Annotated in this window: 22 protein-coding genes and 1 pseudogene; 10 read left to right on the forward strand and 13 right to left on the reverse strand. The window is 34.5% G+C overall.

Annotation, left to right across the window (positions count from 1 at the left end):
- The first annotated feature begins 6 nt into the window (after positions 1-6).
- The 6 genes and pseudogenes from DVJ99_RS10445 to DVJ99_RS13430 all read left to right on the forward strand — a co-directional run bounded on the left by DVJ99_RS10445 (position 7) and on the right by DVJ99_RS13430 (position 4,711).
- Positions 7-627 carry a hypothetical protein gene (locus DVJ99_RS10445; protein ID WP_084944759.1) on the forward strand — a complete coding sequence of 207 codons (621 nt, stop codon included), beginning with the start codon at positions 7-9 and terminating at the stop codon, positions 625-627.
- A 498-nt stretch (positions 628-1,125) separates the two neighbouring features.
- Entirely contained in the window at positions 1,126-1,911 is a 786-nt protein-coding gene (locus DVJ99_RS10450; RefSeq protein ID WP_114604142.1) for a tandem-type lipoprotein, read from the forward strand.
- A 97-nt stretch (positions 1,912-2,008) separates the two neighbouring features.
- Positions 2,009-2,788, forward strand: a pseudogene (locus tag DVJ99_RS10455) (tandem-type lipoprotein).
- 83 nt (positions 2,789-2,871) lie between these two features.
- On the forward strand, positions 2,872-3,651 hold the full coding sequence (locus DVJ99_RS10460; protein WP_114604143.1) for a tandem-type lipoprotein: 780 nt from the start codon (positions 2,872-2,874) through the stop codon (positions 3,649-3,651).
- Between the two features lie 102 nt (positions 3,652-3,753).
- Positions 3,754-4,533: a tandem-type lipoprotein gene (locus DVJ99_RS10465; protein ID WP_114604144.1), complete on the forward strand. Its 780-nt coding sequence runs from the start codon at positions 3,754-3,756 to the stop codon at positions 4,531-4,533.
- 43 nt (positions 4,534-4,576) lie between these two features.
- Positions 4,577-4,711, forward strand: coding sequence for a hypothetical protein (locus DVJ99_RS13430; protein WP_346426308.1), 135 nt, complete (start codon positions 4,577-4,579; stop codon positions 4,709-4,711).
- A gap of 35 nt (positions 4,712-4,746) precedes the next feature.
- Here the strand turns inward: DVJ99_RS13430 and DVJ99_RS10475 are convergent, their stop codons facing one another.
- Complete coding sequence (locus tag DVJ99_RS10475) at positions 4,747-7,101, reverse strand: CDP-glycerol glycerophosphotransferase family protein (protein WP_114604145.1); 2,355 nt, start codon at positions 7,099-7,101, stop codon at positions 4,747-4,749.
- A 691-nt stretch (positions 7,102-7,792) separates the two neighbouring features.
- On the opposite strand from DVJ99_RS10475, the gene DVJ99_RS10480 reads away from it, so the two are divergent.
- Positions 7,793-8,047 (forward strand): type 1 glutamine amidotransferase family protein, encoded by a 255-nt coding sequence (locus tag DVJ99_RS10480; RefSeq protein ID WP_205527062.1) that lies wholly within the window; start codon positions 7,793-7,795, stop codon positions 8,045-8,047.
- Between the two features lie 203 nt (positions 8,048-8,250).
- Here the strand turns inward: DVJ99_RS10480 and DVJ99_RS10485 are convergent, their stop codons facing one another.
- Entirely contained in the window at positions 8,251-8,451 is a 201-nt protein-coding gene (locus DVJ99_RS10485; RefSeq protein WP_114604146.1) for a hypothetical protein, read from the reverse strand.
- 231 nt (positions 8,452-8,682) lie between these two features.
- Between DVJ99_RS10485 and DVJ99_RS10490 the strand changes: the two genes are divergently transcribed.
- Positions 8,683-10,092, forward strand: coding sequence for a pyridoxal phosphate-dependent decarboxylase family protein (locus DVJ99_RS10490; RefSeq protein WP_114604147.1), 1,410 nt, complete (start codon positions 8,683-8,685; stop codon positions 10,090-10,092).
- On the forward strand, positions 10,089-11,408 hold the full coding sequence (locus tag DVJ99_RS10495; protein ID WP_114604148.1) for a Rho termination factor N-terminal domain-containing protein: 1,320 nt from the start codon (positions 10,089-10,091) through the stop codon (positions 11,406-11,408). Before DVJ99_RS10490 ends, DVJ99_RS10495 begins: the two co-directional genes overlap by 4 nt.
- Positions 11,409-11,480: 72 nt before the next feature.
- On the opposite strand, the gene DVJ99_RS10500 is transcribed toward DVJ99_RS10495, so the two are convergent.
- The 9 genes from DVJ99_RS10500 to DVJ99_RS10540 form a co-directional block, all read right to left on the reverse strand.
- Entirely contained in the window at positions 11,481-12,020 is a 540-nt protein-coding gene (locus DVJ99_RS10500) for a hypothetical protein (protein WP_162912184.1), read from the reverse strand.
- 392 nt (positions 12,021-12,412) lie between these two features.
- A complete protein-coding gene (locus DVJ99_RS10505) occupies positions 12,413-14,134 on the reverse strand; it encodes an ABC transporter permease/substrate binding protein (RefSeq protein WP_114604150.1) in 1,722 nt (573 codons plus the stop codon).
- Positions 14,127-15,368, reverse strand: a complete 1,242-nt coding sequence (locus tag DVJ99_RS10510) for a quaternary amine ABC transporter ATP-binding protein (RefSeq protein WP_114604151.1) — start codon at positions 15,366-15,368, stop codon at positions 14,127-14,129. The genes DVJ99_RS10505 and DVJ99_RS10510 overlap by 8 nt, the downstream gene beginning before the upstream one ends.
- A gap of 203 nt (positions 15,369-15,571) precedes the next feature.
- Entirely contained in the window at positions 15,572-16,312 is a 741-nt protein-coding gene (locus tag DVJ99_RS10515) for an SDR family NAD(P)-dependent oxidoreductase (RefSeq protein WP_114604152.1), read from the reverse strand.
- A 121-nt stretch (positions 16,313-16,433) separates the two neighbouring features.
- Positions 16,434-17,363, reverse strand: coding sequence for a ketopantoate reductase family protein (locus DVJ99_RS10520; RefSeq protein WP_114604153.1), 930 nt, complete (start codon positions 17,361-17,363; stop codon positions 16,434-16,436).
- A gap of 331 nt (positions 17,364-17,694) precedes the next feature.
- Positions 17,695-18,216: a VOC family protein gene (locus tag DVJ99_RS10525; protein WP_114604154.1), complete on the reverse strand. Its 522-nt coding sequence runs from the start codon at positions 18,214-18,216 to the stop codon at positions 17,695-17,697.
- Between the two features lie 70 nt (positions 18,217-18,286).
- The gene (locus DVJ99_RS10530; RefSeq protein WP_114604155.1) at positions 18,287-18,907 is read right to left on the reverse strand and encodes a LysE family translocator; all 621 of its coding nucleotides are present in this window, start codon (positions 18,905-18,907) and stop codon (positions 18,287-18,289) included.
- 180 nt (positions 18,908-19,087) lie between these two features.
- Entirely contained in the window at positions 19,088-19,447 is a 360-nt protein-coding gene (locus DVJ99_RS10535) for a cupin domain-containing protein (RefSeq protein WP_114604156.1), read from the reverse strand.
- 12 nt (positions 19,448-19,459) lie between these two features.
- Positions 19,460-20,416 carry an NAD(P)-dependent oxidoreductase gene (locus DVJ99_RS10540; protein ID WP_114604157.1) on the reverse strand — a complete coding sequence of 319 codons (957 nt, stop codon included), beginning with the start codon at positions 20,414-20,416 and terminating at the stop codon, positions 19,460-19,462.
- 297 nt (positions 20,417-20,713) lie between these two features.
- On the opposite strand from DVJ99_RS10540, the gene DVJ99_RS10545 reads away from it, so the two are divergent.
- Positions 20,714-21,295, forward strand: coding sequence for a histidine phosphatase family protein (locus tag DVJ99_RS10545; protein ID WP_114604158.1), 582 nt, complete (start codon positions 20,714-20,716; stop codon positions 21,293-21,295).
- Between the two features lie 84 nt (positions 21,296-21,379).
- On the opposite strand, the gene DVJ99_RS10550 is transcribed toward DVJ99_RS10545, so the two are convergent.
- Positions 21,380-21,619, reverse strand: a complete 240-nt coding sequence (locus DVJ99_RS10550; RefSeq protein WP_114604159.1) for a DUF896 domain-containing protein — start codon at positions 21,617-21,619, stop codon at positions 21,380-21,382.
- Positions 21,607-22,575 (reverse strand): LLM class oxidoreductase, encoded by a 969-nt coding sequence (locus DVJ99_RS10555; protein ID WP_114604160.1) that lies wholly within the window; start codon positions 22,573-22,575, stop codon positions 21,607-21,609. The genes DVJ99_RS10550 and DVJ99_RS10555 overlap by 13 nt, the downstream gene beginning before the upstream one ends.
- Between the last annotated feature and the right edge of the window lie 212 nt (positions 22,576-22,787).

A 22,787-nucleotide genomic window follows, 5' to 3' on the forward strand; every position in this document is an offset into this window, starting at 1 on the left:
TTGAGTATGAAATTCACTGAAGTGGAAGTTATCGAACATCTTGTAAAGGCATATAAAGAAGCAGGAAAGCCTACTTACCCTCATGAAAATTTATATCGAGGACGTAATCATAGTATTTCAGGTATTGGAGAAGACTTGCTGGGTGCTTATTTGATTAGTAGATTGGAAGGTGTCCAAATATTTATTGATCAGCCTTTATCTATGATTGATAAATCTTTAAGTACAAGATATCCGGATTTATTAATTTGTGAAGATAATGAAATTAAAAATATACTAGAAGTGAAGATGGACTTAGGATATCAAAGAAAAGATTTTATAGATTATTGCCGAAAGAAAGAAGAATGGATTTCAAATATCGTAGGAAAACAGTGTGTATTGTCTAGAAAGAGAGAAGACAGAATTCCTATGAATATAGCTGATGATATTAAATTTCATGTTGTGATTTACAGTGAAAACAATGGACCGAAGCGGTTTGATGAAGAAATCATGCCTATCGTTAATGAAACATGTCCACATATTGAAGTATATGTCCTAACAAGCGGTCAACACCCTAATTTAGCAAATGTTAATCTTGAAGGTATTAATATTAATAAAGATGAATTTGAAAGATTAGTAAATGCGTTATAAAAAAATAGAGCATCCTCCACGTTATGGAGGTGCTCTGTTTTTTATTGAAAAGTATCAAGTTAATTAATTTAATATGCTTAATAAGTTCTACCTTGATCTTTTTCTCTAGCTTCTGTTTGATCTCTTATGTACTCAATACATACTGGATTTTCTGTTAATTCATCAACTGTATTAGTTTAATCAGAAGACGTGTCTACTTTGTAAGCTTCTAAGAACTTATTATATGATATAGTGTTTGAGTCTTGTTGTTCTTCTATAAATTTCTGTAGTTATTTTTCAAAAACCGCATCATTAACTGATAAGCAGAAGCTTATCATAAATGATGAAGCTTTTGTTAAGACTAATAATAATATGTAAATATGAATTAAACTAAAATATTAAATGGATTAGATATATATTGTTTGATAATATAAAAACAGTTGTTAGTAAAAACGCCTTAGCGTTCGCTTTTGTATAGAGGAACTTCAAAATTTATGACAAACAGAGAGATGTGAAGTTATGAAACATTCAAAGATAGTAATTGTGTGTACAAGCTTCTTAATCTTAGCGATTATTATAGGTGGATGCGTAATTATAGTTAAAGAAAACAATAAAGAAACAGAAATAAAAAAGAGTTTTGAAAAAACACTAAGTATGTATCCGATTAAAAACCTTGAGGATCTGTATGATAAAGAGGGTTATCGAGATGAAGAGTTTGAAAAGGGTGATAAAGGGACCTGGTTACTATACTCGGAAATGGCTATACAACGTAAAGGAGAAGATTTAGAAACTAGAGGTATGGTGTTAAAACTAAATAGAAATACACGAACAGCCAAAGGTGATTATATAACCAACAAAATTACATATGACAATAACGGTAGACCACACAATAATAAGAAAAAATATCCGATAAAGATGGAAAACGATAAAATCATACCTATTGAGAAAATTGGAGATAGCAGGATAAAAAGAGAGATAGCAGACTTTAAATTTTTTGCACAATATGCAGACTTTAAAGATTTAGATAATTATAAAGATGGGGATACATCGTATAACCCAAACGTACCTAGCTACTCAGCAGAATATGATTTAAAAAACAGCAATTATAATGTAAAACAATTAAGGAAACGATATGATGTTCCAACGAAAAAAGCACCCAAGTTATTATTGAAAGGTACAGGTGACTTAAAAGGATCTTCAGTTGGTACTAAAGATTTAGAGTTTACTTTTGTTGAAAATAAGCAAGAAAATATTTTTTTTACTGATAGTATAAGCTTTAATCCAAGCGAGGATAAGCAAGTATGAGTAAAGGTGAATGTAAAAAAGAATATGTAAAATAACTTTGAGGTGCAAAGGTATATAAGATTTTCAAAATTTAGGATAGATAGAGAGATGTGACTGTATGAAACGTTCAAAGATAGTAATTGTGTGTACAAGCTTCTTAATCTTAGCGGTTATTATAGGTGGATTCGTAATTATAGTTAAAGAAAACAATAAAGAAACAGAAATCAAAAAGAGTTTTGAAAAAACACTAAGTATGTATCCGATTAAAAATCTTGAGGATCTGTATGATAAAGAAGGATATCGAGATGAAGAATTTGAAAAAGGTGATAAAGGGACCTGGTTACTATTTTCAAAAATGGCTATTCAACATAAAGGGGGAGATTTAGTAAGCAAAGGTATGGTATTAAAACTAAATAGAAATACACGAACAGCTAAAGGTGATTATATAACTAAGAGAATTACAAAAGATAATAAAGGAAGAACACAAAATATTAAGAAATTATATCCTGTAAAGATGGAAAACAATAAAATCATACCTATTGAGAAAATTGAAGATAGCAGGATAAAAAGAGAAATAGAGGATTTTAAATTTTTCGCATAGTATGCAGATTTCAAAGATTTAGATAAGTATAAAGGTGGAGATATAGACTACAATCCCAATGTCCCTAGTTATTCTGCAGAATATGATTTAGAAAATAGCGATTATAATGTAAAGCAATTAAGAAAAAGATATGATATTCCAACGAAAAAAGCACCCAAGTTATTATTAAAAGGAACAGGTGACTTAAAAGGTTCTTCAGTTGGTACTAAAGATTTAGAATTCACCTTTATTCAAAACAAGCAAGAAAACATTTATTTTACTGATAGTATCTACTTTAATCCAAGCGAGGATAAGTAAATATGAGTATAGTTGGATTAAAGTAAGAGTACATATGTAAACAGGATCACCAAAATTTAAGATAAACAGAGAGATGTGAAGTTATGAAACGTTCAAAAATAGTAATTGTGTGTACAAGTTTCTTGATTTTAGCAGTTATTATAAGTGGATGCGTAATTATAGTTAAAGAAAACAATAAAGAAACAGAAATAAAAAAGAGTTTTGAAAAAACACTTGGCATGTACCCTATTAAAAACCTAGAGGATCTATATGATAAAGAAGGATATCGAGATGAAGAGTTTGAAAAGGGTGATAAAGGGACCTGGCTACTACATTCAGAAATGAATATAGAACGTAAAGGTGGAGATTTAGTAAGTAAAGGTATGGTATTAGAGCTAAATAGAAATACGCGAACAGCTAAAGGTAATTATATAATTAATAAAATTGGAGAAGATGATCAAAAAAGAATACATAATATTAAGAAAAAATATCCGGTAAAGATGGAAAACAATAAAATCATACCTATTGAGAAAATTGAAGATAGCAGGATAAAAAGAGAAATAGCAGACTTTAAATTTTTCGCGCAATATGCAGACTTCAAAGATTTAGATAATTATAAAGGTGGAGATATAGCCTACAACCCCAATGTGCCTAGTTATTCTGCAGAATATGATTTAGAAAATAGCGATTATAATGTAAAACAATTAAGGAAAAGATATGATATCTCAACAAAAAAAGCACCAAAGTTATTATTAAAAGGAACAGGTGACTTAAAGGGTTCTTCAGTTGGGACTAAAGATATAGAATATAACTTTATTCAAAACAAGCAAGAAAACATTTATTTTGCTGATAGTATCTACTTTAATCCAAGCGAGGATAAGTAAGTATGAGTAAAGGTGAATGTAAAAAAGAATATGTAAAATAACTTTGAGGTGCAAAGGTATATAAGATATTTAAAATTTAAATAGATAGAGAGTTGTGACTGTATGAAACGTTCAAGAATAATAGTTTTGTGTACAAGTTTCTTAATTTTAGCGATTATTATAGGTGGATGCGTAATTATAGTTAAAGAAATTAATAAAGAAGCAGAAATCAAAAAGAGTTTTGAAAAAACACTAGGCATGTATCCAATCAAGAATCTTGATGATTTATACGATAAAGAAGGATATCGAGATGAAGAGTTTGAAAAAGGTGATAAAGGGACATGGCTACTACATTCGGAAATGTCTATACAACGTAAAGGAGGAGATTTAGAAAGTAGAGGAATGGTATTAGAACTAAATAGAAATACACGAACAGCTAAAGGTGATTATATAACCTATAAAATTACAGACGACGATAAAGGAAGACCACATGAAAATGAGAAAAAATATCCTGTAAGGATGGAAAACAATAAAATCGTGCCTATTAATAAAAATGAAGATAGTAAGATAAGAAAAGAAATAGCGGACTTTAAATTTTTCGCGCAATATGCAGACTTCAAAGATTTAGATAAGTATAAAGGCGGAGATATATCTTACAATCCTAATGTACCTAGCTACTCAGCAGAATATGATTTAGAAAATAGCGATTATAATGTAAAACAATTGAGGAAAAGATATGATATTCCAACGAAAAAAGCACCGAAGTTATTATTAAAAGGAACTGGTGACTTAAAAGGTTCTTCAGTTGGGACCAAAGATATAGAATATACCTTTATTGAAAAAAAGAAAGAAAATATTTATTTTACTGATAGTATCTACTTTAATCCAAGCGAGGATAAGTAATTATGAGTATAGTAGCATATAAAATAAAATCTGAGAATATTACATTCAGGGTATTCTTGTTTTAAATGACTATCAAAATCAAGATATTGGTACAAAGTTAATGCATCAAATTTTGAATAAGTACGCTCATATTCTCCAAAAAGTATTGTTAACTATAGAAGCGACTTTCGTATTTTGAAAGTCGCTTAATCTTATTTATACAGCTATATCTACTTAAGATTCGTGGTTGATATTGTATTTTCGTTTAGAGTCATCTTTGAAAATTGTTTGCAGTATGTTGAATGAAGTGTTCCAATCGTCTTCATTCATTAAACGATTGATTAAATTTGAATAGTCTATTCGACTGATATGTGTGATTTGTTTAGCGAGTAATGCTTCGTTTTGAGATGCAGTTAAGAAATCACCAACTTCATGGATATCAAAGTAAAAACCGATTTCATCTTGATATTTTTGACTATCTTCTTGTAATAGTAAAATAGGTAAGTTTAAATGTGCATAATCAAAGATAGTTGATGAGTAATCAGTTATCATGACATCGCTGATTAAATACAATTCTTGAATATCTACGAACTCATTGAAAAAGCAATGAATACGAGGATCTAGCTGATTGTATTTAGTACGCAAGTTAGAATCATTAGGATGGAGTTTAACGATGATTTCATAATCACTAGGTAAATGATCTAATAAAGCTTTCAAGTCTACACCTGTTATACTGCTGCGCTTATCTTTTCTCCAAGTTGGACAATAAAGTACGAATTTCTTATCCTTCGCATCGACTTGCAGGTATTTCTTTCTGATTCTTGTACGTTCCGCTTCATTATTATTTTTTATTAAATATTCATTCCGCGGTGCCCCTAACTGAAGGACTTTTAACTTTTTATTCTTCTCTAAATCAAACGCCGACTCCAGCAGCATCTTATTCGTTTTAGAAGAAGTTAATAAATAATCCCATTTCTTCATTCTTGGTTTGAAAGCATGAAACTGCGCTTTTCTTTCTTGTTCATCATTGAGGTTATTCACCATTTTCTTCAATGGGAAGCCGTGCCATGTTTGAACAAAGACCTGTCTTTTATCCTTGTCGACTCTATCCCAAGAATTGCCGTTCATAAAGACGTATTTGCAGGATCTGAATGTTTTCATGTAGTTCAACGAACCGAAACGCACAGGTATAAAGCCGTGATTTCTGATTTCAATATCTACTAAGGCATTTCTAGAGCTGACAAATATCTTCTTATCATTAAATTGGTTTTGAATTGCAAGAGCAATGTATTTTGGATCACCGCTAAAATTACTGCCGTGGAATGACTCAATGAAAACTCTGTCTGACTTAGGTTTGATTTTATCTAAGTTGCGCTCTATCATACCGTTCTTTTGAACGTTGTAGATTTTCTTCATTCCTTTTCTGACAATGGATTTTGAAGATACTTTTCTGACACCTGGAAGGTTCATCATTTTCTTGTATACATTTTTCCGCTTGTTTAAAAATTTAAGACCGTTCGTATTAAACCCTTTGATTTTGCGTTCTAATTTAATCGGTAAAAGCGAGCGGTTCGACATAGCCTTATTAAATAAGGTTAGATAATCTTCTGCGTATGTTTCTGGTTGGAAATCTGCTTTCATTGCGTTAACATCTTCAAGACGTTCAGCATTCGTATATTTATGTTCTAACATGCTTTTTAATATTGAATAGTCATGTTCAACTTCTTTTTTCATAAAGTGAACGTTATGATATTTCTCATATATCGCTTGTAACACATTGTCATCACCTGGATAAATAAGTGCTTGATTACCCGTTGCCATAGCTTCTAATATGGAGTAGCCCAAAGTTTCATAAGGCGATGAGGAAACATAGATATAGGTTTGAGGTACCTTTTGATTTAAGTGCACATTATCTTCTAAGTTATAGTAGTGAATTAAGTTTTGATATAAAACTTCAGAAGGACCATAACCTTGAATATAGAGTTGAATAGCCTTGTCTTGTTTTATGTTAACGATGTAGTCCATCAGTTTAATGACATAAGAAATGTCTTTGATGCCATCTTCAAAGCGAGATTTGATGAACAAGTTGCGTTTAGTATTGATAGGGTGTTCATTGATTTGAATATGCGCAGCATTGACATAGTAATGGAAAACCGATGAGTAATGGAATCTATTGCTAAATGCTTCTTGTATTTCTTTAGTGCTTACACGTACCGCATCGATCGCATCTAAAGCTAAGTCTGCGTCGTCATCAAGATACCATAATGGTCCATGAACCTCTCCGATAATTTTTATGTTTTTATTATGCTTCTTAACGTCTCTTGCAATTTTGAATAACGACTCTCTTGTCAGAATTAAAATATCCGCATCTGATAAGGCTTTCGTTTCTTTATGTGATTTGATTTCAAGGCGCTTAGGGTTAATATTTTCATGGATTACTAATTTCATAATCGCCTCATCTTCATAATGTAAGTAATTAAAATATGTAACATCGTGCCCTGCTTGTTGGAACGCTTTAATGAGATTGATATTGCTTCTGGTTGTACCGCCTTTAGCGAACAAATTAAAACCTAATATATTAACTTTCATACTGTACTCCTTTCTAAATGATCAACTAAAACTTATATCTTAACGAAACACAAATAGCGATAGACAGCCTTTTGAGGTATATCTATCACCACTTTTTTGAACTTGAACCACTTTGAGTGGTGTATTTTATATTGTTGTTTTCGACACGTTTTAAAGTTTTTATGAAATAATCTTAAATATGATATGACTACTCTATGTAAGCTTTTGTTTCAAATGAAGTGAGAACAAAAACGAAGAATTTATCAATTACGGTTGTAAACGATAGTAGAAAAAGTAGTAAGGCTAGGGAAAACCAAAGTATATATTTCCCTCAATTATATGCCTTTTTTCTTAATACTAGCACACAGTTAAAACAATATATAGGTTTGATTAAGATAATTTTAATTATTGTAAAGAAATAATTGAGGAATTTTAGTAAATGGTCAAATAATGACTAGCATCAATGTGAATCGTCTAACCAACCATTAAATGAAACTGAAAGAGAAGAACTTGAAAGATTACGTTATGAAAATAAATCGCTAGAAATCCAAATTGAACTTGAAAAAAGTTACAATCCTTAGCTCGAAAAAATCAAACAAAGAAATAGTTTTAGTTATTATTGAGTTAAGGAAAAGAAAATTTAAAAGGCAAGACTCCTGTTAAATACAGAAATCTTGCGTTAGGAAATAGCTTAATCAAAAAGTTCAACCTTTTGGGTTCACTACATAACAAAGCTATTACTGGCTTTTCAAATATGGAAGAAGTTTTTACAAATCGTAAACAACTCGTTCCGTTTATGTTAGAAACCGAATTGAAAAAAAGAGATGCAAAATATAGTAAAGCCAAAATACCATTTAGACCTTATGTGGTTAAAGGTGGCCGCTTAGTTACTGGTCAAAACCCGCAATCACCTAAGAAAGTTGCTGAGGCAGTAGAAAGCATACTTAAATATCATACATCATCTTAAAGTATGCATGCGTCTATATTGCGATAAGCAGCCATTACAGTACAAGCGTTGTTAACTATTTGTAGGAAGCATGTATGACAGTAAGTATCAGACAAACTTTCAACCAAACTTGGAAATGAATATCACTATAAAGAATCTTATAAGGTGGTATTTATTTTCAAGTTTTTTGTGTCTTTCTATCTTTAATAACTAAATCAATCTTCCTAAAAGTAAAAGAGGATGACATAAAGGGATCCTATTATTAATCCGCCAATAAAGCTAATGATTAACCATTTTTTATTATTTCTTAACTCTGCTGCTGTTTTCCCTGTTCTTTTTTCTATCCATTTGCTGTCTAACCATTTAACTAAGGTGAATACTATGGCTGTTCCTATAATGATTAAAAACGCAATTATATATTTCATAAAATACTCCTTTCCATGATAGATATGAATGATTTAAAAATAATAAAAATTTATATTCATATTGATTTTAACGAAAATCAACATACTATACAAGTAGTGGAAGATAATGAAAACTAATTGCAAAATCTTAAATCAACCTTCTATAAAACATAGTGAATGATTGTATGACAAAAGCCCCTTGTGTGATAATTGTATTGAATAAATATCTAAATAGAGGAGCATAGAAGAGATATGGATTTTAATGAGAACAATATAGATTTAGAAACCATTATCAGAGACGAAGTCAACAAGTATTTATCTAGAGATATTGGAGAACTTCCAGCAACGCAGCAAGCACCGCTTGAACTTAGAAAGAAATATGAGTATATGGAAGTGCCAAGTGAAGGACGTAATATCTACGATGTGCTGAAAGATCTGAATAACGAAGTATTGAATTACTTATATCGTCCGAATCATCCTCGTTCTTTCTCATTTATACCAGGTCCTGCATCACGTTTATCATGGCTTGGGGATATTTTGAGTACAGCTAACAATATACATGCCTCGAACTTTAAAAATGCGACATTGCCGATTAATATTGAACGTAATTTAATCAATTATTTGGCAGGTAAAATCGGATATGAAATCAAGCCGGCTGGCGGTGTGTTTGTATCTGGAGGCTCAATGGCTAATTTAACCGCATTAGTTGCGGCTAGAGATGCACAAATCAATATGGAGGACATTAAGAAAGCGACTGTCTACTTAACCTCTCAAACACATCATTCTGTCGGTAAAGCATTACATGTCGCAGGCTTCTTAAAGAAAAATATCCGAAGAATTGATTATAATGAAGATTTCACAATGAATACGGATAGTCTAAAAGCTGAAATAGAAAAGGATATAGAAGCAGGTTATAAGCCTGCGATTGTGATTTCAACTGCAGGTACAACCAATACAGGGTCAGTTGATGACTTTACAACACTTGGAGATATCTGTGATGCATACAACCTATGGCTTCATGTGGATGGTGCTTATGGTTTATCACACATCCTCTCAGATAAAGCCGAACATCTATTTAAAGGTGTAGAATGTTCCGACAGTGTAAGCTGGGATGCACATAAACTATTATTCCAAACATACAGCTGTGCAATGGTTGTTGTGAAAGAAAAACAACATCTGCTTCAAAGCTTTGGTGAGGATGCGGAATACTTAGATGACATTGCATCTGACGATGATGTGATTGATCCTGAAATGTTAGGTATAGAACTTACACGACCTGCTAGGGCATTGAAATTATGGATCACACTGCAAGTTATTGGTGAAGATGAAATTATTGAACGCATTAAGTATGGTGAAGATTTAGCAGAGTACGCTGAAAGCTATGTATCACAACTTGATCATTGGCGTATCGTTTCTCATGCCAATCTCTCTATTGTTAACTTCAGATATGAAAATGAAGATTTAACTGAAGCACAAAACAACCAGCTCAATAGTATGGCTGCACAAAAGATAGCAGATTCCGGCTATGCGGTAGCATATACAACCGTACTAAACAATCAACGTGTGATTCGATTATGTACAACAAATCCATTAACAACAGAAGATGACATTAAAGAAACTATCAATAGACTCAATCTCTATATTAGTGAGGCGCATCTATGAAAAATCCTAGAGATTTAACTTTCTCAAAGCTTCTAAGTAAGAAATATAAAGTTTCAGAACTTCTAACGATTTGTGAGAATTTCAACATACCTGTGAGTTCTAAGCTCAAAAAACAAGAAATCATAGATAAAATTGTACAACGATTTCATAATCATCCAGATGAAATGATCGAATCTAATTTAGATGAAGATTTGATTGAAATGGTGTGTACAATGATTGTTTCAGGACATAATTCGAGTGGCTTCTTAAAAGATCAGCTAAAAAGTTATTTTGTGTATGAAAATAACTATGGATTAATGGTGCCAAAAGAAGTAATAGAGGCATTTAAAAGTTATTTTGAAAAGCATGATATCAGTGTTATTAAATTCTTGGTTAAGCGAGGCTATCAATTTGAAAATGGTGTCATTAATGAAAATCTTCATTATCAACTCCCGAAAACAAGCAGACATATTAATGGTATTGCAGAAACTTTAAAAATCGATGAAGTCGCGAAAAAAGAGTATATTCAATGGTTGGAGCAACAAAAAAACTTGTCCCCAGAAGGGATGTTTTTATTAAAAGGTTTAATAGGTGAGTATCAAAATTTTGAAGACTATCTGCGATTTGTGAAGGTTCCTGATTTTCCTCTGAATGAAGAGGAAGCAATGGATACAATGGTGAAGAAAATGTACTTTTTTGGCGGATTAGCAGAAATGTATGGCATTGTACCTATATCTATAGTAGTTAAATTATACAATCAATTCTTTCAAACAACATATACAGAAAGAGAATGGATGGTTGCTTTCGAGGAGGCAATTGAAAAAAGCGATATTGCCTTTTTAACGGTGACCGACTTGGTGCATAGCATGTTAAATGATGATTATTATCAAGATGAAGACTATATCGATTATGATTGGGAAGATGATGATTCAGTCTATGAAGATGGTGATGTTAACTTTTATTTTGAAGTAGAAGAAGCACGTGCACAGATTGAATATTATTTGCCAAAAACATTACAAGAAGTCGTGCATCTTGGTAAATATCAATATGAAAACACACCAGAACTCATCTCGTTATTACAACAGCTGAAAAGTTATTGTACTAGGGATGCGCATTATAAGGCAGTGGATACAATAGATACTGTGGTATTTTCACTCAGAACAGATTTGAATCAAGATCGAATCCAAAGCTTTGCTAAGACTCTCATCATAGCGAAGGACTTTGATGGTATCAGCGAAGATGCATTAACCATATTATTAACTGAAATCGAAAGTCATCTGCATCTTTGGAAGTATCGTGGCCATACAAAAGCATCATTTAAACAACATAATAACTAATATTAGAACAGAAAAGACGATGGAAATCCTTTTAAGATTTTCACCGTCTTTCTTTATATTAGCAGCTATGGATTATTGACCTTCTGACTCCATAGCATTCGTTCTTCTCTCTCTTTGTTCAGCTTCATCATTCGTTAGTGTACTTGGATCACGTTCCATCAATTCTGCATTGTCACCAGAAAGATCTGCACCCGGCTCAGGTATTTCTCCTCTGGCAGCTTTTTCGTACATTTCTTTTTGTTTAGCATATTCAGCATCTGCATCAAAAGCGCTGTCTGATGATTTAGACGTACTTTGAGAAGGTGCTTGGTTATTTTGGGGTGGTGCTGCATTGCCTTGCGTTGTCGTATCATTTTGAGGTGCAGTTGCTTGCGGCATTTCTGTTCCTGCATTAGTTTGTGCTTGTTCTTGGCTGTTAGTTTCGTCTGCTGTTTCTGTGTTGTTATCTTGTTGCTTTTCTTCTTTTTCTTTCTTTGTTTTCTCTTTTTCCTCAACTTTAGCTTCATCTTTTTGAAGTTCTGAGCTTTTATGGCTGCCGAATGCAAATCCGATTGCTATACCTAATGCGGCAATGAGTACGATGACTCCTAAACCAGCGAATACCTTTTTCAATATACTATCTCCCATCTATTTTTCTTATTAGTATTAGAATAATCTATTTACCAACAATTTGATAGAAGTTTTTAATAAATAGTGTACTTTTTGGATTGGCATAATAGAGATAGAAAATAGTAATTTTAAATTTTAAAAATGTTGGTATTTTGATAAAAGTAGTTTTGTGCGTGAAATTAACATTAATACTATTAATCCTATTTTTGAATGAACATGGTAAAATGGTTTGGGGAGTATAGAGAAGCTTTCTAAACATTGTTTCAGTATCGTAAGTTTATCAAGAGAACTAAAAAAGTATTATTAAGACATGAAAAACTCTGCAGTATCACTGATTTAAACAATGTGCTGCAGAGTTTCTTTACTATAATTTTAAAGTATATAATTATATAAACTTATTTCTCTTTCCATTTATCTACTTTATCTCGATTGTTTTCAATCCATTCACTTGCTGCTTTTTCTGGATCTTTACCATCTTCAATTTCTAACATAATAGATTCCATATCATCTACGTTCCATTTGAAATTATCTAAGATTTTATTAGCTTCTGGCATATCTTTCTTAAATCCTTTACGTGTCATCGTATGGATACTTTCAGCTTTGCCCATTGTACCTTTTGGATCATCTAGATATTTTAAGTCATATCGTTGGAAAATCCAGTATGGATTCCAACCTGTGATTATAATTTCATCTTTATTTTGAACAGCACGTTTTAACTGTGCGTTCATTGCACCCGTAGAAGAGATAACTTGTTCCCAACCTTTTAAGTTAGGGTATGATTCGATAGTTTTATCTGTAGCTTTAACAATTCCGGCACCTGGTTCGATACCTGTTATTTTCTTCTTGGCTTGACTGTCTAAATCTTCGATAGAATTGACATCCATATAGGTAGGCACGACAAGACCGAGTTTAGCTTCACCATCAAGATGTGGACCTAAGTCATCTAAATCATCCTTGAATTCTTTATATTGTGCTTCGTGTGTTACAGGAAGCCACGCTCCTGTCGTTGCATCCGCTTCTCCTTTAGCTACAGCTTCCCAAACCACAGGAATATCTAGCGATGTTGCATTAACTGTATAACCTTCTTCTTCTAGTACCTGTTTTATAACATTAGTAGAAACAATTTGATCGTCTTGTTGTGCATAAGCTAAAGTGATAGTCCCTTTATTTGAAGATTTAGTAGGTGAGAAGAAAATAGAAAATAAAATAACAATTAAAGCAATAAATACAACAATTCCAGTAGTAATCCATTTTTTCTTTTTTGTCATTCTAGTGTTTTTAGGACGATTTAAGGCTTGAGTGAAGCGGTCGATAATAATTGCAAGAATTACAATCCCAATACCGAATACGAACCCGTTCCCAACTTCCGAACGTTGAACAGCGGCTAAAACACCTTGTCCAAGCCCAGGTGTTCCTATCATAGATGCAATAACAACCATAGAAAGTGTCAGCATAATCGTTTGGTTAATACCAGCAAAAATATTTTCTTTTGCCATAGGCAAATCAAGTTTAAAAAGTCTTTGCCATGCAGTAGAACCAAAAGAGTTAGATGTTTCTACCAATTCTGTAGAGATTGAGCGAATACCTAAGTTTGTCATTCTGACCGTTGGTGGCAATGCGAAGATAACAGATGCGAACACCCCTGGTACCATACCGATGCCAAAGAAAGCGACAGCTGGAATTAAGTATACAAATCCCGGCATTGTCTGCATAAGGTCTAGTACAGGTTTAATAGTTTTTTCTACTGTATCACTTTTAGACATTAGGATACCTAAAGGTACTCCAATAATAACTGCTACTAAACTGGAGATAATCACTAATGTGATTGTGTTCATTAAATCATTCCACAGGTCTTGGTTATAAATAAACAGTAAGCCGATTAAAGTAAATGCGGCAAATCCTAATTTACGTTTGAATATAAAGAAAGCTGCAATGACTAAGATAGCTATCATGACAAAAGGAGGGATAGATGTGAGAATCATGGTCATGAAGTTCATCACTGCTTCTCCAACAATTCTTAACACTGTAAATAGACCTGACAAATTATCAGTCAGCCAATCTACAATAGCATCAATCCATTCTGCAAAAGGTAATTGTTTCATTGAAAAATTAAGCATCTGTATTCACCTCTTCTTTCCCTGTATCAGAAGAAGTCTCTGTTCCCACAGTTATATTTTTGGTGCTCATTGCTCCGATAACACTACCTCGCACAACAACTCCGATTACACGTTCGTCCTCTTTACTTACTACTGCAAGCGGTGCAGGGGAGTTATAAATAATATTGAAAATGTCGCTGACAAACATGTCTTTATTAATTTTATGAACGTTATTATTTATGACTTCTTTTAAAGGTAAACCCTTGTCTCTGGCTTCTAATGCATTTTCAGCAGAGACACTACCTTTAAGTTTACGTTCACGATCGATTGCTAGCAGCATGCTGACTTCTTCTTGACGCATACGTTGCAAGGCTACGTTTGGTCCTTCTGTTTCGATATTAATCGTGAGTGGTGGTTCCATAACATTCTCTGCAGTTAATACTTTAGAACGATCGACATCTTCTGTGAATTCTTTGACAAAGTTATTGGCAGGGTTCGTTAAAATTTCTTCACCAGTACCAATTTGCATAATTTTTCCTTCACGCATTAAAGCAATGCGATCACCAATACGTAAAGCTTCATTTAAATCATGTGTGATAAAGATAATGATTTTTTTAACTTTTCGTTGTAGTTCGAGTAAATCATTTTGCATATCTCTACGTATAAGCGGATCAAGTGCCGAGAAAGCCTCATCCATCAATAATATTTCAGAATCATTTGCAAGTGCACGTGCTAAACCTACACGTTGTTGCATTCCACCTGAAAGTTGATTAGGATATTGATCCTTAAATGAAAGTAATCCAGTATCTTCTAGAGCTTTTTCAGCTTGTTTACGACGTGTTTCTTTGTCTACACCACGTATTTCTAATCCATATTCAGCATTTTCTAATACAGTACGTTTTGGGAATAATCCGAAATTTTGGAAAACCATATTGACTTTGGTCCGTCGTATTTCGCGTAATTCATTTTTAGACATCTTTGATACATCGTCTTCATTTATGTACACACTTCCTGAAGTAGGGTCAATCAAACGATTAATCAAACGAACTAATGTGGACTTACCACTACCGGAGAGTCCCATTATGACAAAAATCTCTCCGTCCTCCACATCAAAACTTGCGTCATACACACCAACAGTGGCACCTGTCTTTTCTAAAATTTCTTGTTTAGAATCTCCATTTTCAACCATTTTGAGTGCCTTTTGGCTATTTCTACCAAAGACTTTGGTCAAGTTCCTTACGTGAACTCTGCTCAAAATTAATCTCCTCCATTTTAAAAAATTACCTTAATATTTAATGTTACCATATTAATTAGTAAATACAACTTTGCTGTGCATAGATATAAATTAAAAGTCAATATAATTATTTGTTTTGTGTATGTATAATGAAAGAGCACTGTTTAATGCTGAGCTGATCAGCTATCCAGTGCTCTTTCACATTTATTAATTTATCTATTGTCCTATCTCCCTATAGTCCAACCGCCATCTACATTAAGTTCAGCGCCTTGGACATAAGATGCTTCGTCAGAGGCAAGGAAAAGTGCAGCGGAAGCAAGTTCTTCTGGCTTACCTGCACGTTGTGATGGAATGTTTTTGATTCTTGGATCTTCAATACCATCTGTCATTGGTGTATCAATAAATCCTGGTGATAAAAGATTTGCTCGGATACCTTTATCTCCAAAGTCATAAGCAAGTTGTTTAGTAAAACCAGCAATCGCATGTTTCGTTGTTACATAAGTACTGCCGCCGACGCCTGCCATAGATGAACCTTGTGATCCGACATTGATAATTACACCACTGTTATTATCTATAAATGTTGGTAACACTGCATGAGCGAATAGGTAAGCACCTTTTACGTTTACACCCATTAATAAATCGAATGTTTCTTCGTCTGTTTCCAAAGCATTTTTATAACCATCATGAACTCCAGCACCGTTATATAAGATATCGATTGTGCCGAATTGATTTTTGACCGTTTTAACTGCTTCTTCCACCGAGTCTTTAGATGTCACATCAACGCCCAATGCTAAACCTGTGCCGCCATTGTCTTCTATAGCTTTCAGCACATTTTCACCTTTCTCTTTATGGCGATTTACAATTACAACCTTAGCACCTTCAGCTGCGAAGCGTTTTGCGACCGCTTCTCCGATACCTGAAGATCCTCCAGTAATAATTGCGACTTTATTATCTAATTTACCCATAACATATCACCTTTCTTTAGTTCTTATAAGTTTGTCTATCCTAAGACACTTAGCATGCAATATCATTAAAATTGCTTGTCTGAGTATAAGACAGAGGGCAGTATTAAATATATGACGTCTATTATATTTTCATTTCTAATTGATGTATCAGATGTGTAATCATTGTATTCAATGGTGTAGGGACGTTGAGTGCTTGACCATAAGCTGCGACTTGTCCGTTGAGGTAGTCGATTTCAGTCAGACGGCCATTGTTATAGTCTTGATGCATAGATGGATAATGCAGACCTTGTGTCTCTTTAGGATAGGCCGCTTCGATTTTATTTAAGAGTTCTGTACTATCTAATTCGACACCTTTTGCTTTTGCGACAGTTACGATTTCTTCAATTAGCGGCACAATCATTTGTCGAGACTCTGGATAACTGCCGAATTCGTAAATGGTCTTATCTAAGATCGTGCAGAGCGGGTTTAATACACTATTTAGCGTGGCTTTAGACCAAATGGATTTAAAGACATCTTCGCTGATTTGAGCATGAAGTCCAGCTTCATTGAGTACATTTAAAATGAAATCTGTACGTGTATCTTTCTCTCCGTCAGCACGCTGCAAATCAATTGTACCGTTTCCTTCTAGTAATAATTGTCCAGGACCGCGCAGTCCAGCAGTCCACATTGTGACCGCAAGATAAATTTGAGACATCGGCACGAATTTAGATAGACGCTCTTCATGGCCTAAACCATTCATCATACTTAAGATAGCCGTTTCATCATGGATACAGCCGATCGACTGCAAGTGTTCAAGCATAGCTTCTGACTGCATGGATTTCGTCAAAATAACAATCAAATCAAACTGTTCATTCACATCTTTAGAAAGCACTGCTGGAATTTCAACAGTATACGTATCTGTTTCAGTTTGTACTTCCATGCCTTGTGCATTGATACGATTCACATGTTCTTCCCAGTTATCAATCAATGTCACGTCATAACCTGCTTCTTTGATAGAGACCCCGATGCGTCCTCCCATCGCACCTGCGCCAGCGATTCCTACTTTATACATAACGCTTCACCCCTAAAATAATAAAATTATCCTAATAATAATATTGTCATTATATATAAATACCCTACTATTATTTGAAATAACAGATGTTTCTAAGACAATAAGATAGTGAGAGGGTATATAGGTTTCGTTTTGCTTTGCCATCTTAGAAATGAATTGCATGTTCATTGAATAGTAAAATTTAGGAGTTAAAGTATTAAACACTGTTTGAAAGTATACTGAAACCGAGATTTATGACTTGTTTTATTTCATGTGAATAAACAAAGAAGCACCTATGCTTTGATTTAAGCATAGATGCTTCAAAGGTAATATATAAGATTTTTGAATGTGCTTATTCTTTCGGTATGAAGACTTCAGCTTCACTCTCTTTTGGATAATAATAGCCATGAGGCAGTGTCTGTAATTCAATTAAGCTGCCCCAAGGTGCTTTGATATAGATTGTTTGATTACCTAGTGTATCTTCATAGCGTGTGTTCTCATGAGGTTCTGAGACAGGTTCTCCGCCGGCTTGTATGATTTGATGCAGTGCTTTATCAAAATCGTCTACATAAAAAGAAATATGGGTAAAACCAACGTCTTGCAAGGCACTTGGTTTGTGCTGATGAGCATTCACAAATTCAAACATTTCTATATTAGGACCGTTCCCGAAGACCATCATGCGTTTTTTGATGATTTTAGCACCTTGTTCAAGGTCTAAAAAGCGTTCTACTGCTTTACCGCCTCTGAGCGGATCCATTTCTGTTTGACTGTCGTAAGCCACCTTACCGTCTAAACCTACTTTAAAGAATTGTGTCGCAGCTTCTATGTCTGGTACCGTTAATCCAATATGATTAATCCCCCTTGTTATATCCATCTGACTCACTTCTTTCTGAAAATACCTTGCTTATATATTAGCCGTTTAACAGATTTCTATGCTTCATATGTTACTGCTCGAACTTTAATATACTGACCGCAAGCCCGATTAAAATAACACCTACTACATAATCAAAGATAGATTTAAAGAGCGGCTGATTAAATAATTTCTTAATGTGTGTAAATAAGAAGCTGCATAAAAAGAACCAAATAAAGACAATAGCGATAAAGAGTGCAGATAAGAAAATGATTTTCAAAGAACCTTCTTCCTTAGTAACAAATTGAGGCAAGACTGAGATGTAGAAGAGGATAGCTTTCGGATTAAGTATGGTACTCATGAAGCCTTGTCTGAATGATTTAAACAAACTGATATGCCTGATAGGATAGCTTGAAGTCGTAATCTTATTGGTTTTACGTGCATTCAATATAGTTTTAACACCTAGATACGCAATATAGACGGCACCCAGGAATTTGATGGCTGTAAATGCATAATACGAACTCGTGAGTATAAAGATCAAGCCAAGAGCGGCGATGGATGAATAGACCACATGTGCACTCGATATGCCTAGGGCTGACATAATTCCATTTTTAGTACTGCCTTTCATCGTATTGGTCGCAACGATGAAGAAGTCAGGACCAGGAATAATAATGATGAGTAGTGAAATGAGTATAAAACTGATAAGCGGATCCATAATCGAGCACTCCCTTGAAAATAGTAATGCCTCTATCTTAGCATGTCTGTTCATTCTATGAGACAAGAAATTCGACGTCAGTGTCAATTGCGCATGAAAAAAGATGAATGACGTCCTTTCAGCAACATCATTCATCTCAAGTTTTGGAGGTTGATTATAAATGGTAATAATAAAATTCGCTTAATGTACATAAGGGATGAAGTCTAAAGGCATCGGTGTAGCGAAACCAAGCATGATAAAGTCTTCATCACCAGTATTGGTCATACCGTGTGCTTCGCCAGGCAATGATACAATGATGTCGCCCGCTTTGATGGTTCTTTCTCGTCCGTTATTTGTATAGAATGTGCCTTCGCCTTGTGTCACAATCCATACATCATCTGCGTTTTGGTGGGTATGACATTGCAAGTATTGGCCGGGTTTCATGCACCAAACGGCACCTGCAGAATGTTCAGATTGATAAAAGACAGTTTTTTGTGCTTCCTCCTCTGAGAAGCGTGGCAAATCTTCCATGTTAAAAAAGCGTTGTTGTGTGTCGACCATTGGTTATCACTCCTATTTATTTACAATATAATCCGGTGTTTCGCCTGTGAGTGCTTTGACAACGTTACCTGCCGCAATTTCAGCCATCATATCACGTGCTTCGAATGTCGCATTGCCGATATGCGGTGTAATCACAACGTTATCCATAGATTTCAGTTCTTCAGTAATTTCTGGTTCGAATTCGAAGACGTCTAATGCGGCACCTTCGATTAATCCGTCTTGCAAGGCTTTGACTAATTCAGCTTCATAAACAATCGGACCTCTCGATGCGTTGATTAAGTACGCAGTAGGCTGCATCTTTTTAATTTCGTCATAATCAATCATGTGGTGCATGCTTTCATCGTAAGAACAGTTGATTGTGACGAAGTCTGCTTGTTTCAACAGTTCATCTTGCGAAACATAGCGTGCACCGAGTTCTTGTTCCTTATCTTCATGACGTGATGGACCAGAGTACAGAATATCCATATCGAAACCTTTTGCGCGTCGTGCAACTGCAGAACCGATTTCACCCAGACCGATGATACCGATTGTTTTGCCTGATACTTCACGCCCGCGGAAGAAGAGCGGGGACCAGCCGTTGAAGCCTTTTGTGCGGCATAATTGATCGCCTTCAGGGATACGGCGTGCTACAGCTAATAAGATACCCATTGTCAGGTCAGCTGTGGCGTTAGTGGAAGCAATCGGTGTATTAGTAACATCGATGCCGCGTGCTCTTGCTGCTTGAATGTCAATATTGTTGAATCCCGCACCATAGTTTGCGATAATTTTTAAGTTCGGTGCAGCTTCAATGACTTTTTCGCTTACATTTGTGGATAATAAACTGATTAAGCCGTCTGCATCTTTAATACGTTCGATTAATTCGTCTTCAGTAATTAATTTGTCTCCAGTATACATATCTACTTCAAAATGTGCTTTCAGTTGATTTAATCCCGCCTCTGGAATCGCACCTGCTACTAATACTTTTGTCATACTCAATCGCTCCTTATATTTACTTTGTGAAAACATTCACAATATTTATCTTTAGCTTATCATGGAATTGAAATAATAGAAGTGCATAAAATGATAAATTCACTGCTTTAATTTGTACGAAATGAACAAAATGTATAAACGGTTGGAGCATACTTGATGAAAGATGTATCAAAATCGTAATAAAATCCATCACCGTATATAGAAGAGATTCGTTATGATGAAAGGGAACACCCATCATTTTTAGTACAGATACAGCAATACGAATGATGAAAGGACTAAAATGAGGAGCAGACAATCATGAAAAAGACATTATATTTAATCAGACACGGACAAACTTTGTTTAACAAGAAACACCAAATTCAAGGTGCATCAGATTCGCCTTTAACTGAATTAGGAAAACAGCAAGCCGTAAAGGCTAAGCTGTATTTTGATCAATTAAATCTGACAGACTATGCATTGTTTTCATCTACACAAGAACGCGCATCTGATACGTTAGAAATTTTATTTCCTGATGAACCTTATACTAGATTAAAAGGAATTAAAGAATGGAATTATGGTTTGTTTGAAGGGGAGTCGGAGCTGTTAAATCCTCCGCATCCAAACGGGGTAGTAGATTTGGGGGCTTTCTTTGCGGCTTATGGCGGGGAAACTGTGGAAGAGGTTCAAACACGTACAGTAAAGACTTTGCATCAAGTTGTAAAAGAGACACCGCATCAAAATGTCGTAGCAGCAAGTCATGGAGATATTTTATTCCTATTTGCACATCATTGTTTGCCGGTAGAAGCGGTCAAACAAATCAAAATGACAAATTGCTGTATTTTAAAATTTGAATATGAGGATGAAACTTTTACGTTTGTGGAAGCTATTCATCCTGCTTAAGCAGAAGAAAACGGGTTGGATGCCTCTATCAGAAGTGTCCAACCCGTTACTATCCAGATTTATTATTCATCTATTTTATGTTGCTTATTCAGGTTTTAAGTCTAAAGTACCCATTTCTTCGCGCAAGTTATAGATTTTATCTGGTGTAACGTCTTCACCAAGCGGATCTACAACTTTTAATGTTGAGAATGTGCTGACCACTTGGCCGCGAATCATTTTAAGGTATTCTTGTCTCAATTCATGTTGTTCTTGTTTTTCTTCAGTACTAAGTGCTACTTCTTTTTCTTTATTTGCAAGTACATTAATTCTATCTAATAGTTCCATATTGTTTGTTCCTCCTTGAAATCATTTGGTGGGAAATGCGGAATCACATAATCGCCCAATTCGTTCATAATATCTTGGTACGTTCTCTCATGTGTATCGAGTTTCAGCATGATGTGATTAGTACCGATTCGTTCATAAGCTTTCAACACGTTAATCAATGTGTTTCTGCCTAGTCTATAGCCGCCTTTAACGGGTTTGATTTTTTCGTTTGGATCTTTGGATAAATCTATGACTAATGGATGCATGAATGGTTTGAATTCATCGTTGTCATGCCATGCCTCTAATAAGGCTTTTTGAAGTTGGAATTCTTGGGGGTAGAACATCCAGCCATCCATATTTTCTTTAATCCAGTTCAAGTCTTGCTTTGCGTTGCCTGTCGCAAATATCGGTATGTGATGATGCTTCGGCAATACTTGCAGACCTGAGTCTTCGTATAACTCAAAGATAGAGTTTGAAATCTCTGGAGAATGTGCTTGCCATAATGCGTTTAAAGACGCGACTGCGTCTTTGAAGCGGATATGCAAGTCTTTCGTTTTGACTTTGAAAGCTGGAAACTCAAAAGAACGGTCTCCAGTCGCAAGTCCCATTAATAAGCGCTCGCCAGATACCAAGTCAAGAGTTGCTGCAGCTTTAGCTACATGAATCGGATGACGCAATGTCGCAACAATACTCGCTGTTCCGAGCGCAATCTTATTGGTTTTGGCACTGAGATACGTTAAGAATACAAACGGATCGTAGTTTGTGGTTACTTTGCCTAAATGCGGACTGTATAATGGATTGTCTCGTACAAATAGGCTGGTAAATCCTAAGTTTTCCGCAAGCTGTGCCAACTGGGCTTGTTGTTCAAACGCTAACGCAACTGAATCATTATCATCAAAAGGAATACTTAAACCTAAAGTAAGATGTCCTTTTTGAAAGGTGCGTTTAAAGCCGTTGTGTTGTTGAATTGTTGTCACGTCTATCCCTCCTAACTTGAGTAATTTGACAAATAATGATTGCACTAATCAAGTTGTCTACAATTATTCTATAATGTTTACATAACTTAATCAAACCTTGTGCTCACGCGGTTTATCAATTTAGTCAAAAATAGTCAAAAACGTTGATTTGATGCACTTTTGACTAAAATTAAAAAAATGAACAAAGTGTTATTTTGAGTTTTTTAGAGAAG

The sequence above is a fragment of the Staphylococcus sp. EZ-P03 genome (assembly GCF_003344575.1).
GTDB classification, from domain to species: domain Bacteria; phylum Bacillota; class Bacilli; order Staphylococcales; family Staphylococcaceae; genus Staphylococcus; species Staphylococcus simulans_B.

Excerpts from the sequence above, each read along its gene's own strand:
- DVJ99_RS10485 (WP_114604146.1), bottom strand. The coding sequence starts at position 8,451 with ATGAAATATATAATTGCGTTTTTAATCATTATAGGAACAGCCATAGTA.
- DVJ99_RS10545 (WP_114604158.1), top strand. The coding sequence starts at position 20,714 with ATGAAAAAGACATTATATTTAATCAGACACGGACAAACTTTGTTTAAC.
- DVJ99_RS10525 (WP_114604154.1), bottom strand. The coding sequence starts at position 18,216 with ATGGATATAACAAGGGGGATTAATCATATTGGATTAACGGTACCAGAC.
- DVJ99_RS10550 (WP_114604159.1), bottom strand. The coding sequence starts at position 21,619 with ATGGAACTATTAGATAGAATTAATGTACTTGCAAATAAAGAAAAAGAA.
- DVJ99_RS10515 (WP_114604152.1), bottom strand. The coding sequence starts at position 16,312 with ATGGGTAAATTAGATAATAAAGTCGCAATTATTACTGGAGGATCTTCA.
- DVJ99_RS10540 (WP_114604157.1), bottom strand. The coding sequence starts at position 20,416 with ATGACAAAAGTATTAGTAGCAGGTGCGATTCCAGAGGCGGGATTAAAT.
- DVJ99_RS10450 (WP_114604142.1), top strand. The coding sequence starts at position 1,126 with ATGAAACATTCAAAGATAGTAATTGTGTGTACAAGCTTCTTAATCTTA.
- DVJ99_RS10460 (WP_114604143.1), top strand. The coding sequence starts at position 2,872 with ATGAAACGTTCAAAAATAGTAATTGTGTGTACAAGTTTCTTGATTTTA.
- DVJ99_RS10535 (WP_114604156.1), bottom strand. The coding sequence starts at position 19,447 with ATGGTCGACACACAACAACGCTTTTTTAACATGGAAGATTTGCCACGC.
- DVJ99_RS10475 (WP_114604145.1), bottom strand. The coding sequence starts at position 7,101 with ATGAAAGTTAATATATTAGGTTTTAATTTGTTCGCTAAAGGCGGTACA.
- DVJ99_RS10445 (WP_084944759.1), top strand. The coding sequence starts at position 7 with ATGAAATTCACTGAAGTGGAAGTTATCGAACATCTTGTAAAGGCATAT.
- DVJ99_RS10530 (WP_114604155.1), bottom strand. The coding sequence starts at position 18,907 with ATGGATCCGCTTATCAGTTTTATACTCATTTCACTACTCATCATTATT.
- DVJ99_RS10495 (WP_114604148.1), top strand. The coding sequence starts at position 10,089 with ATGAAAAATCCTAGAGATTTAACTTTCTCAAAGCTTCTAAGTAAGAAA.
- DVJ99_RS10520 (WP_114604153.1), bottom strand. The coding sequence starts at position 17,363 with ATGTATAAAGTAGGAATCGCTGGCGCAGGTGCGATGGGAGGACGCATC.
- DVJ99_RS10505 (WP_114604150.1), bottom strand. The coding sequence starts at position 14,134 with ATGCTTAATTTTTCAATGAAACAATTACCTTTTGCAGAATGGATTGAT.
- DVJ99_RS10490 (WP_114604147.1), top strand. The coding sequence starts at position 8,683 with ATGGATTTTAATGAGAACAATATAGATTTAGAAACCATTATCAGAGAC.
- DVJ99_RS10465 (WP_114604144.1), top strand. The coding sequence starts at position 3,754 with ATGAAACGTTCAAGAATAATAGTTTTGTGTACAAGTTTCTTAATTTTA.